Origin of the sequence: Serratia sp. L9 (genome assembly GCF_050632285.1) — a bacterium.
Classification (GTDB): Bacteria; Pseudomonadota; Gammaproteobacteria; order Enterobacterales; family Enterobacteriaceae; genus Chania.
Genome location: NZ_CP192591.1, coordinates 4454270 through 4465034, shown reverse-complemented (window position 1 = coordinate 4465034; position 10765 = coordinate 4454270). Strand labels below are relative to the sequence as shown.

The window sequence follows — 10765 nt, the reverse complement described above, 5'->3', positions numbered from 1 at the left end:
ATGGAAACACAAACCAGGAAACTATCGTTGCTGGGGCTGGGCTTCGCGTTACTGATGATGCTGATGCCCCAGGAGGCTTTCGCCATGCACATTATGGAAGGCTTTCTGCCGCCGTTATGGGCTATGGCCTGGTGGATATTGTTTTTACCCTGCCTGTATGTCGGGTTGCGGCGGTTAAGGCAGATCGTCAGTGATGATAGCAACCAGAAGGTGTTATTGGCGCTGTGCGCGGCGTTTATCTTTGTGCTCTCGGCGTTGAAAATCCCGTCGGTCACCGGCAGTTGTTCGCACCCGACCGGTGTGGGGTTGGCGGTGATCCTGTTTGGCCCTGGTGTGGTGGCGGTGTTGGGGGCGATCGTGCTGTTGTTCCAGGCGCTGCTGCTGGCGCATGGTGGCTTAACCACGCTAGGAGCCAATGCGATGTCGATGGCGGTGATTGGGCCGCTAATCGGTTATCTGGTGTGGCAACTGGCCGGTAAATCGGGCGTGCGGCGGGATGTGGCGGTGTTCCTGTGTGCGGCGATTGCCGATCTGGCCACCTATTTTGTCACCTCGATACAGCTAGGCATGGCTTTCCCTGATCCGCAGTTTGGCATTATCGGTTCTAGCGTGAAGTTTATGGGGGTGTTCTGCCTGACGCAGATCCCGATCGCCATCGCTGAAGGGTTGCTTACCGTGATGATCTACGACCAGTTAACCAAACGCCGGCTGATCCCGGCAGCGGGGCAATAAGATGAAAAAGACGTTGATTCTACTGGCGATGGTGATCGCCTTGGTCATCCTGCCGTTCTTTATTGACCACGGTGGCGAGTATGGCGGATCCGATGGGGAAGCCGAAGCGCTGATCCAGCAGACGGCGCCAGATTACCAGCCTTGGTTCTCGCCCTTGTATGAACCTGCCAGCGGTGAAATTGAAAGCCTGCTGTTTACCCTGCAAGGGTCGTTGGGGACGGCGGTGATTTTTTATATTCTGGGTTATTACCGGGGCCAGCGCCGTGAGCATGCTGGGGATTGATCAACTCAGCGAACGCAGTCGTTGGCGGCAACGGGATCCGATGGCCAAACTGCTGCTCTATGGCCTGTTTTTACTGCTGGCCATGGTTTTGCCGCCGCGTTATCAGGCGTTGTTATTGCTTATTATTGCCGTGCTGACCTGTTACCTGCTGCGCATTGGCCCACTGCGTTATTTACGCTGGTTGGCGATCCCGCTGTCATTTCTGTTGCTTGGCGTGCTGACCATAATGGTTTCGCTGGCCCGCCAGCCCGATAGCCTGTGGTGGGGCGTGCAACTGGGGAACTGGTGGTTTGGCATCGATAAACTGGGTTTGGCTACCGCCAATCAGACACTGTGGCGCAGCCTGGCAGCCCTGGCGGCCACCTTCTGGTTTATGCTGAACACGCCTTTTTTGCAGATGATACAGCTGTTGAAGCGCTGCCACGCGCCTCGCCTGTTAACCGAACAGATCCTGCTGACCTGGCGCTTTATCTTTATTTTTGTCGAAGAGGCGGCGGCGATTCACCGTGCTCAGTCTCTGCGTTTTGGCTATGTTTCGCTGGGCACAAGCTATCGTTCGATGGCGATGCTGGTGAGCATGCTGTTTACCCGGGTGATGATCCGCTATCAGCAGATGATTATTGCGCTGGATATCAAACTCTATCAGGGGGATTTTCACCTGTGAGGTCAGGCTGGCAATGCTAACTACCCGACAACTGCACTTTAGCTATCAGGACGAGCCGGTATTACAGGATTTAACGCTGGATTTTGGCCGCCACGCGGTCACGGGGCTGGTGGGGGCGAACGGTTGCGGTAAATCGACGCTGTTTATGAATCTGACAGGTATACTGCGTCCGCAACGGGGGGCGGTGTTATGGCAAGGGGAGCCCCTGGGTTATGACAAGCGCAGCCTGCGGGCATTGCGCCAACGGGTGGCAACTGTTTTCCAGGACCCGGAGCAGCAGATATTTTATACCGATATTGACAGCGATATTGCCTTCAGCCTGCATAATCTTGGCATGGATAAGCCGTTGATTGCCCAACGGGTCGACCGGGCGTTGCAACTGGTGGATGCGCAGGGCTTTCGCCATAAACCGGTGCAGCATTTAAGCCACGGGCAGAAAAAACGTGTGGCCATTGCCGGTGCCCTGGTGATGGAGGCGGAGTATCTGCTGCTGGATGAACCCACCGCCGGGCTGGACCCGGCTGGCCGGCAACAGATGATCGCCATTATTGAGCGCATCGTTGCCGAGGGGAAACGGGTGATTATTTCCAGCCACGATATTGATTTGATTTATCAGATTTGTGACTACCTGTACGTCCTTTCTGATGGGCGATTGATTAGCTCCGGGGAAACCGCTCAGGTATTTATGCAACAAGCACTATTGGCAACTGCCGGGTTGGTGCAACCCTGGCTGGTGAAAATGCACAGTGAGCTGGGGTTGCCGCTGTGCAAAACGGAAGAACAACTGTTTATGCTGTGGCGCCAGCGTGGCGTGGAGAAAATGTGATGAAGCGATGTGTCATGGTGCAGGGAACGGCATCCGATGTAGGGAAAAGCGTTTTGGTGGCAGGCCTGTGCCGGGTTTTTGCGCAGGATGGTTACCGTTGCGCGCCGTTTAAATCACAGAATATGGCGCTCAATTCCGGCATTACCGCCCGTGGCGAAGAGATGGGGCGGGCGCAGATTTTTCAGGCCGAGGCGGCAGGCATTGAGCCTGACGTGCGGATGAACCCGGTGCTGCTGAAACCCACCAGCGATCGCCAGGCGCAGGTGGTGCTGATGGGCAAAGTCGCCTGCAATATGGACGCGGTAACCTATCACCAATACAAACCCCAACTGCAGCAACAAATCAGCGAGGTTTACCACAGCCTGGCCAGCGAATATGACGTTATGGTGCTGGAAGGGGCAGGCAGCCCGGCGGAGATCAACCTGCGCGATCGGGATATCGTCAATATGGGCATGGCGGCCATTGCCGGTGCGCCGGTGTTACTGGTGGCGGATATCGATCGTGGCGGGGTATTTGCCGCCATTTACGGTACGCTGGCCTTGCTGCAACCCGAGGAAAAGGCGCGGGTGAAAGGGGTGATCATCAACAAATTTCGCGGTGACATCAGCCTGCTTCAGTCTGGGTTGGAGCAAATCGAAGCCTTGACCGGGGTGCCGGTGCTGGGGGTAGTGCCTTGGTTGAATATCGATCTGGAGGATGAAGACGGTGTGGCACTGCAAAATGGCAAATACGGCCCGGCGGCGGGGCGCCACGCGCTGGATATTGCGGTGATACAACTGCCGCATATCGCCAACTTTACTGATTTTAATGCGTTGGCGGCTCAACGGGACGTGGGGTTGCGCTACGTGTCACACCCGGCGGCACTGGCCGGGGCCGATCTGGTTATTCTGCCGGGTAGCAAAAATACGCTCGGGGATTTGCAATGGCTGCAGCAAAGCGGATTGGCGGAGGCGTTGCAGGCACAGCATCAGGCCGGGGTGCCGATTGTCGGGATCTGCGGCGGTTATCAAATGTTGGGTAACCATATTGTTGATGGCGTGGAATCCGGTATGGAGCAGATGGCTGGCCTGGGGTTGCTGGATGTGGAAACCCAGTTTGCGCAGCAAAAAATCACTACACAGGTGGCGGCTATCAGCCAGCCGGTTTTACCCGGATTATTGAGCAACTGTGCCGAACATTCCCTCGCTGGCTATGAAATTCATATGGGCACCACCCGGCTTGGCCACGAAGCGCAGCCTTTTGCCCGTATCGCGCTGCGAAATGGCGAGCCGGATAGCACTTTTGATGGTGCGGTGAACCGTGCCGGTAACGTGCTGGGCAGTTATATCCACGGCTTGTTTGACAGTGGCCCATTCTGCCGCGCATTGCTCAATGAGTTACGTTTGCGCAAAGGGTTGGCAATTTATGAGGGCCCGGTGCTGGACTATGGCGAGCATAAGCAGCGGCAGTTTGATATTCTGGCCGACACCCTGAGAGAACATATTGATATGGAACGACTTTACCGCATCATCAGTGAGCACCATGAGGAGACCGCCAGTTGATCCTGATCACCGGAGGGGCGCGCAGTGGCAAGAGTGGGTTGGCGGAACGCCTGGCGGCAGGTGTCAGTGACCAGGTGTTATATATCGCCACCTCGGTGGTGACCGATGATGAGATGGCCGGGCGGGTCAAACGTCATCGGCAGGCGCGGCCTGCACATTGGCGCACCTGGGAAGGGAGCCAGCATCTTGGCCGTGTGATTGACCAGCAGGTGACTGTGGGAGACGCGGTTATTCTGGAATGTATCACCACCTGGATCGCCAATCTGATGTTCGATCATACCGGCGAAACTCCGATGGATAAAATCGATTTTGACGAGGTAGAAACCCTGATCCAGCAGCAAACCACTGAACTGCTGGCAGCCTGCGCTCGCAGCCCGGCGGTGGTTTATCTGGTAACCAATGAGCTGGGGATGGGTATTGTGCCGGAAAACCGGCTGGCACGGCATTTCCGTGATATTGCCGGGCGGGTTAATCAACGCCTGGCCGCCGCCGCCGAATCGGTGTTTTTGGTCGTTTCTGGCATTGAGGTAAAAATTAAATGAGCCTGCGCCTGTTTTTGGCCACCTTGCAGTTTATGACTCGTATCCCGGTTCCCGCGCGTTGGACGCAGGGGCTGGCGATGGATCATTACGAACGCGGTATCGTCGGCTTTCCCCTTATCGGCCTGATCGTTGGCGCCATTGGCGGCCTGGTTTTTACCCTGCTAGCCCCCTGGTGCGGATTACCGTTGGCGGCATTGGGTTATGTGCTGGCTTTGGCGCTCGTGACCGGCGCTTTTCATCTTGACGGCCTGGCAGACACCTGTGATGGCGTGTTCTCTGCCCGCAGCCGCGAGAAGATGCTGGAGATTATGCGCGACAGCCGCCTTGGCACCAATGGCGGGTTGGCGCTGGTGTTTATCGTGTTGGCTAAAGTGTTGATTGTCAGTGAGTTGGCGCTGCGTGGTTTACCGATGCTGGCTACGTTGACGGCGGCAGGGATTACCAGCCGGGCAGTGTTGGCGCTGCTGATGTATCGCCAGCGCTATGCCCGTGAAGGCAGTGGGTTGGGGAATATTTATATTGGCAAAATCAGCGGTACGCAAATGCTGATCACGCTGGCTGGCGGCGCGATCTTGGTCGCTGTGCTCGGGCAGGGCAAAGCCCTGTTCGCGCTGGGGTGTACCGTGATTGTTGTTCTGTTGCTGCGAACTTACCTGAACCGTCGCCTGGGTGGGCAAACCGGTGACACCTTGGGGGCGGCTGTGGAAGTGGCTGAACTGATGTTTTTAATCGCGCTGCTGTGAGTGATATTGATGCGTATATTTCTGGTACGACACGGGCAAACGGCGGCCAATCAGCAGGGGGTTTTCTGCGGTAGCACCGATTTGCCGTTGACCGAGCAGGGGGTTATTCAAGCGCAGCAGGTAGCGCAATGGCTGGCCGAAGTGCCTTTTACTCAGGCTACCAGCAGCGAGCTACTGCGTGCCCGGCATAGTGCGGAAATTGTGCTTGGGCAACGGGCGTTAAGGATCCACAGCGAGGCCGGTTTCAATGAAATGGACTTTGGTGATTGGGAAATGTGCCATCACCGGGATCTGCAACAGCAAGGTAGCGATGCCTGGGCTGCCTGGGTCACGGATTGGCAGAATGCCTGCCCGGCGGCGGGCGAGTCATTTCCACTATTTTCTCAGCGCATTGGCCGCATGGTGCAGCAGCTTCTCACGGATACTGCTGGTGGTGATCGTCTGCTGGTCGCGCATCAGGGTAGCCTGAGCCTTTTACTGGCCGGAGTCTTGGCGATGCCTGCGGCAGGGATGTGGCATTTCCATTTTGAACAGGGAGCCTACAGCGTGCTGGATATCAATGAAGGCTTTGCCGTACTAAAAGTATTTAACAGCCGGGCTCTTTGGCAGCCCGCAACAAGAGAATAAACCCATGCAAACACTGTCATCGTTAACCGACATGATCGCCCCTTTGGATACGGCAGCCCAACAGCAGGCGACAGCCAGAATCAATGGGTTGCTCAAGCCACCGGGCAGCCTTGGTCGCCTTGAGCAACTGGCGACCCAACTGGCCGGTATGCGGGGCTTCCAGGGGATGGTTGCAGCGCGTAAGCAAATTATCGTTATGGCTGCTGATCACGGCGTTTATGACGAAGGGGTGGCCGTTTCCCCGCGTGAAGTCACCGTGATCCAGGCGTTGAATATGGTGAAAGGGACTACCGGTGTTTGCGTATTGGCGGCCAATGCCGGGGCCGAGGTTAAGGTGGTGGATGTCGGTATCGACAGTGAGCCATTACCTGGCCTGATAAATCTGAAAGTCGGGCGGGGCAGCGGCAATATTGCCCGTGAAGCGGCAATGTCACGCCAACAGGCTGAGGCTTTGCTGTTGGCCTGTGCTCAATTGGCGCTTGAGCAGGCATCGCTTGGCGTGAAGCTGTTCGGGGTAGGTGAACTGGGGATGGCAAACACCACGCCAGCGGCGGCGTTGGTCAGCGTATTCACCGGCAGCGATCCGCAGGAGGTGGTGGGTATTGGTGCCAACTTCCCGAGCGAGCGACTGCATCACAAGGTAGACGTCGTGCGCCGAGCTATCGCGGTTAACCAGCCAGATGCCGATGATGCCTTGGGCGTGCTGGCCAAATTGGGGGGCTATGACCTGGTGGGTATGACCGGCGTGATGCTGGGGGCGGCGGCGGCCGGGTTGCCGGTCGTTCTCGACGGTTTCCTCTCCTACGCGTCAGCGCTGGCGGCTTGCGGTATTGCGCCACAAGTTCGTGACTACTTGCTGCCATCGCATTTTTCTGCCGAGAAAGGCGCGGCTATTGCCCTCAACCATCTGCAACTGGCGCCTTATCTGCATCTGGATATGCGCTTAGGTGAGGGGAGTGGTGCAGCCATCGCCATGCATATCGTGGATGCCGCCTGTGCGATGTATAACGAAATGGGGTTGTTGGCCGACAGTAATATCAACATTCCCGGGAGTAATACTCTGTAGTTATTAGCACGGCAAACCGCTCTGCCGAGCGGTTTGCCCAAAGCCTGACGACTCTGTGGTTTGCAAACTGGCGCAACGCCTCAACGCCAGTTTTCCCCCATAAATCACGCCTGCCGCCAGTCATGAGTGGATGGTGATCGTACTTTGCCCCTGTCACCAAAGCGGGATAATTGCTTTATAATTAACATCTCGACAGCACTAATCCGCGCTGCTCCTCGCTTCAAGTGGTTCCGCTGGGGTAATATGGTGTTCTGATTGACCGAGTAGCCATGCAACAGGCGAGAAAGTTAATGATGGCACAATGAAAACGCTTAAACCACGCCGCCCTCATGGGCGATGGATCTACTACATCCTACATGAAGATATTCTGTGGCCATGCCCTGTGAAATGGGAGTGGGAGAGCAGTTTCGGGGCTTGGTTGCCCTTTTACTACTCGCCCACGCTGGAGTTCGTTGCGGGCGATCCTGCCAAGGCAGTTAAAGTAACCAAACCTCTTGTAACCCACTCGCCGTCAAAACGTCTGTCATTCGCTTAAGCAGCCAGGCTGCTGTTGCCTTTAGCTTCAATGTCTCCGACCCCGTAATGCCTGGCGCTCAGTTGAGCAGATCGCTGACCGTTCGGCGCACATAGTGAGTCATCTGCGCTAAATCGTCGGGTGCTACCGGCCCGCCGCCAGCACGGATAACCTGCTGTTCAATCTGGGCGATTTCCTGCTCAACCTTGTTGGCGATTTGCACCTTCACGATTTTGTCTACCGACGACAGCAAAACCTTCAAAACCACTTTCAGCGCAATATTTTCGCAGAATGAATCGTAGTAATGCGCTGTCGATGGTTCCAACACCGGTTGTGGTGTGCGTGGGGCCATAGCCTTAAAACTGTCTACATTTTCTATAATAAGATCCATGTCTCTTATTAGTTCATCAAAATCTTTAGACACTGACCTATTCCCTTCGCAATACGCAAAAATAGAACGCCTGACGTTGGTTGCAGACAGGCTGAACTCATCTTGAGTCAACCGCGACATTCAGGATGTGCGGCATTTTAACCTTGCTGCGGTTCCGCAAACAAGATGGGGCTGATTGATGGTTAGCCGCTGATTATAACTCGTAATAATGGTTGCTTGATTTTTAACCGCCGTCGCTTGCGAAGAAAGGGACTTAAGACTTAACCTCAAGCCAGGTTGAGAAACTGATAACCCCTTTCCAGTGTTCAAGATGGGATCAATGCTCCAATCCTATCTGTAAATTATAAAGTGATCGTGACTATAGCTAAAGGTTAAGTCATAGTTGGCAGCCTGAGCAATTGGAAGTTATTGCTGATTTATAAGGAAAATACGAAAGGAACATTCGATGAAACCTGAGGGAATCAGTGAAAAATACTCACGTAAGGTAGGTCGACATCTATCGCTGGGGGGATTACGCTGTTTTGAGGCTGCGGCCCACAAAGAAAGTTTTACCCTGGCAGCAATAAGCCTGAGCCTGACTCATGGTGCGGTCAGCCGTGCCGTGCGTGCGTTAGAAGATGAATTAGGGGTAGCGTTGTTTGAACGCCGTCATCGGCGTGTTTTTCTGACCGATGCAGGGCGTAAATTGTACCAGGCCGCACAGCAGGCTTTTGGCATACTTGAGCAGACCGCCCAAGAGTTGTACCAACAGGCGCAGGAGGCCCCAATCGTGCTTTCTTGTGAACCTACTTTATTAATGCGCTGGTTGATCCCGCGGTTGCCGGTTTTCCAGCAGGCATTACCGGGTATTAATTTGCAACTGGTGGCGGGGGCGGGCCATTCGCGTTCCGCGATGGAATTACGGTGGCCATACGCCGCAATGATGTTGACTGGGGCAGCAATATGCATATTGCTCCACTTTTCACCGAAAAAATTGGTCCGGTCTGTAAGCCTGAGATGATCGATCAGTTTATGAAGAGTGACGGAACAACCACCAGAATACGGGACGATGCAATGTTATTGCACACTGCCACTCGCCCGCATGTCTGGCGTAAATGGGCAGAATCGCAAGGGATTTCGCTGGTGGGGCAACCGCAACAGCATTTTGACCACTTCTATTTCAGCCTGCAAGCGGCGGTAGCCGGTGTGGGGATCGCCATTGGCCCCTGGCAGCATGTGCGCGATGATATCGCTGCCGGTTTGCTGGCTGCTCCATTCGGCTTTGAGCAGGACGGCAGCGGGTATTGCCTGCTGACGCAACATAAAGTGGTTGCTGGCAGCCAACTGGATAGGGTGATTTCCTGGCTGCAGGCGAATGCGGAAGTTTAAACTTTCGCCCCGTTGCCAATGGCATAAGGCCGGCGTTAATGTTAAGGAATTCTGCGACGGCAACCCGGCTTTCAGATGAAAATACCTACTTGTCAGGTGAGCTGAGTAAGTAACGGAGGAAATATGGAAGTCTATCGTGGCATCAAACGAGTAATACTTTCCGACGGTGCGATCAAACATGTGGTCGTGGAAGACAGCCTGGGTAATGAGCGCATTGTGGCTGCCAGAGATTACATTTCGCAAGGGATACAGCCAGCGTTGGAAACGCTACCGGAAGCCCCCGCGCAAGAAGATTAACAGGGTTGGCTTTGCGGATAAAAAAGCCTAGCCGTTGCCTGGCGCGATTGGTGCCGGTTTATCGCTGTTAAAAAAGTCTGTTTCGCCAGACACCGCTTGGGGGCCTTCTGCTTGATTGATTGCGTCAAGCTCCCGGCGATCACCTAAAGAATTCTGTGCCTCTCGCAGGCGTCAGGCAATCAATTATTTGCACTTAGTCAGAAGGGCAAGTCAGTGCCAACGAGCAATAAATCCACTATTCCTACCTGGTTTGTGAAGATCAAACCGCAGGAAGCCGTTTTGGTACTTATCACCATGCTTTGGGGCGGAACCTTTTTGGCGGTGCACCAGGCCATGCTGGTCAGTGGGCCGTTCTTTTTTGTCGGGCTGCGTTTTGCGACGGCAACGCTGGCTCTGGTGCTGTTTTCCTGGCGTTCACTGCCGGGTATCACCTGGTATGAAATAAAAGCCGGGGTGTTTATCGGCACTTCCATCATGCTGGGTTATGGCCTGCAAACCATGGGGCTGCAAACCATTACCAGCAGCCAGTCAGCATTTATAACGGCTATGTATGTGCCAATTGTTCCGTTGCTGCAGTGGCTGGTGCTTGGCCGCATGCCAGGGATCATGTCCTGGATTGGGATATTATTGGCCTTTATTGGGCTGATACTGTTGGCCGGGCCTAACAGTGCCAGTATGGCGTTCAGCGGTGGTGAGTTTCTCACTTTGATCAGTGCGCTGGCTATTGCTGTGGAAGTGATCCTGATAGGGGCCTTTGCTGGCAAGGTTAATGTACGGCGGGTGACTATCGTCCAGCTGGCTACGGCGTCGTTGTTATCTTTCCTGATGATGGCGCCAACCGGTGAGTCTGTTCCCGCCTTTTCCAGCTACCTGCTTTACAGTGCCTTAGGGCTGGGGATCGCCAGCGCGTTGATTCAACTGACCATGAATTGGGCGCAGCGCAGTGTCTCGCCTACCAGAGCAACCGTTATTTATGCCGGGGAACCGGTATGGGCGGGCATTGTTGGGCGTATTGCCGGTGAACGTTTACCGGCAATAGCATTGGTTGGCGCTGCGTTGATTGTACTTGGTGTGATTGTCAGTGAGTTGCGTATCCGCCGCAGGGCAAAACCGCAGGTAGCATCAGAGTAGGAGAGAGAAACAACGCCGCATAAGCCTACGGCGTTGCCAA

13 protein-coding genes and 1 pseudogene are annotated in these 10765 nt (G+C 54.9%); 13 read left to right on the top strand and 1 reads right to left on the bottom strand.

All coding sequences use genetic code 11. The annotated features are described in order from the left end of the window. From ACQ86O_RS21330 to ACQ86O_RS21285, 10 genes are all read left to right on the top strand, one after another. Window positions 1–732, top strand: a complete 732-nt coding sequence (locus ACQ86O_RS21330) for an energy-coupling factor ABC transporter permease (RefSeq protein ID WP_431222757.1) — start codon at window positions 1–3, stop codon at window positions 730–732. Window position 733: 1 nt separating this feature from the next. Further along, window positions 734–1015: an energy-coupling factor ABC transporter substrate-binding protein gene (locus ACQ86O_RS21325; protein ID WP_431222756.1), complete on the top strand. Its 282-nt coding sequence runs from the start codon at window positions 734–736 to the stop codon at window positions 1013–1015. After that, window positions 1002–1679, top strand: coding sequence for an energy-coupling factor ABC transporter transmembrane protein (locus ACQ86O_RS21320; RefSeq protein ID WP_431225793.1), 678 nt, complete (start codon window positions 1002–1004; stop codon window positions 1677–1679). Before ACQ86O_RS21325 ends, ACQ86O_RS21320 begins: the two co-directional genes overlap by 14 nt. 13 nt (window positions 1680–1692) lie before the next feature. Then, window positions 1693–2505, top strand: a complete 813-nt coding sequence (locus ACQ86O_RS21315) for an ATP-binding cassette domain-containing protein (RefSeq protein WP_431222755.1) — start codon at window positions 1693–1695, stop codon at window positions 2503–2505. Beyond that, entirely contained in the window at window positions 2505–4046 is a 1542-nt protein-coding gene (locus tag ACQ86O_RS21310; protein WP_431222754.1) for a cobyric acid synthase, read from the top strand. The genes ACQ86O_RS21315 and ACQ86O_RS21310 overlap by 1 nt, the downstream gene beginning before the upstream one ends. After that, a complete protein-coding gene (gene cobU / locus ACQ86O_RS21305; RefSeq protein ID WP_431222753.1) occupies window positions 4043–4588 on the top strand; it encodes a bifunctional adenosylcobinamide kinase/adenosylcobinamide-phosphate guanylyltransferase in 546 nt (181 codons plus the stop codon). Before ACQ86O_RS21310 ends, cobU begins: the two co-directional genes overlap by 4 nt. Next, complete coding sequence (gene cobS / locus ACQ86O_RS21300; protein ID WP_431222752.1) at window positions 4585–5331, top strand: adenosylcobinamide-GDP ribazoletransferase; 747 nt, start codon at window positions 4585–4587, stop codon at window positions 5329–5331. Before cobU ends, cobS begins: the two co-directional genes overlap by 4 nt. Before the next feature lie 9 nt (window positions 5332–5340). Beyond that, window positions 5341–5958, top strand: coding sequence for an adenosylcobalamin/alpha-ribazole phosphatase (locus ACQ86O_RS21295; protein ID WP_431222751.1), 618 nt, complete (start codon window positions 5341–5343; stop codon window positions 5956–5958). A gap of 4 nt (window positions 5959–5962) precedes the next feature. Beyond that, window positions 5963–7024 (top strand): nicotinate-nucleotide--dimethylbenzimidazole phosphoribosyltransferase, encoded by a 1062-nt coding sequence (gene cobT / locus ACQ86O_RS21290; protein WP_431222750.1) that lies wholly within the window; start codon window positions 5963–5965, stop codon window positions 7022–7024. Window positions 7025–7325: 301 nt separating this feature from the next. Continuing rightward, on the top strand, window positions 7326–7559 hold the full coding sequence (locus ACQ86O_RS21285) for a hypothetical protein (RefSeq protein WP_431222749.1): 234 nt from the start codon (window positions 7326–7328) through the stop codon (window positions 7557–7559). A gap of 58 nt (window positions 7560–7617) precedes the next feature. On the opposite strand, the gene ACQ86O_RS21280 is transcribed toward ACQ86O_RS21285, so the two are convergent. Then, window positions 7618–7929, bottom strand: coding sequence for a hypothetical protein (locus tag ACQ86O_RS21280; protein ID WP_431222748.1), 312 nt, complete (start codon window positions 7927–7929; stop codon window positions 7618–7620). Between the two features lie 445 nt (window positions 7930–8374). Between ACQ86O_RS21280 and ACQ86O_RS21275 the strand changes: the two are divergent. The 3 genes and pseudogenes from ACQ86O_RS21275 to ACQ86O_RS21265 all read left to right on the top strand — a co-directional run bounded on the left by ACQ86O_RS21275 (window position 8375) and on the right by ACQ86O_RS21265 (window position 10725). Continuing rightward, window positions 8375–9297: pseudogene (locus ACQ86O_RS21275) on the top strand (LysR family transcriptional regulator). Window positions 9298–9420: 123 nt separating this feature from the next. After that, entirely contained in the window at window positions 9421–9594 is a 174-nt protein-coding gene (locus tag ACQ86O_RS21270; RefSeq protein ID WP_431222747.1) for a hypothetical protein, read from the top strand. Between the two features lie 213 nt (window positions 9595–9807). Beyond that, window positions 9808–10725 carry a DMT family transporter gene (locus tag ACQ86O_RS21265; RefSeq protein ID WP_431222746.1) on the top strand — a complete coding sequence of 306 codons (918 nt, stop codon included), beginning with the start codon at window positions 9808–9810 and terminating at the stop codon, window positions 10723–10725. Window positions 10726–10765 lie beyond the last annotated feature (40 nt).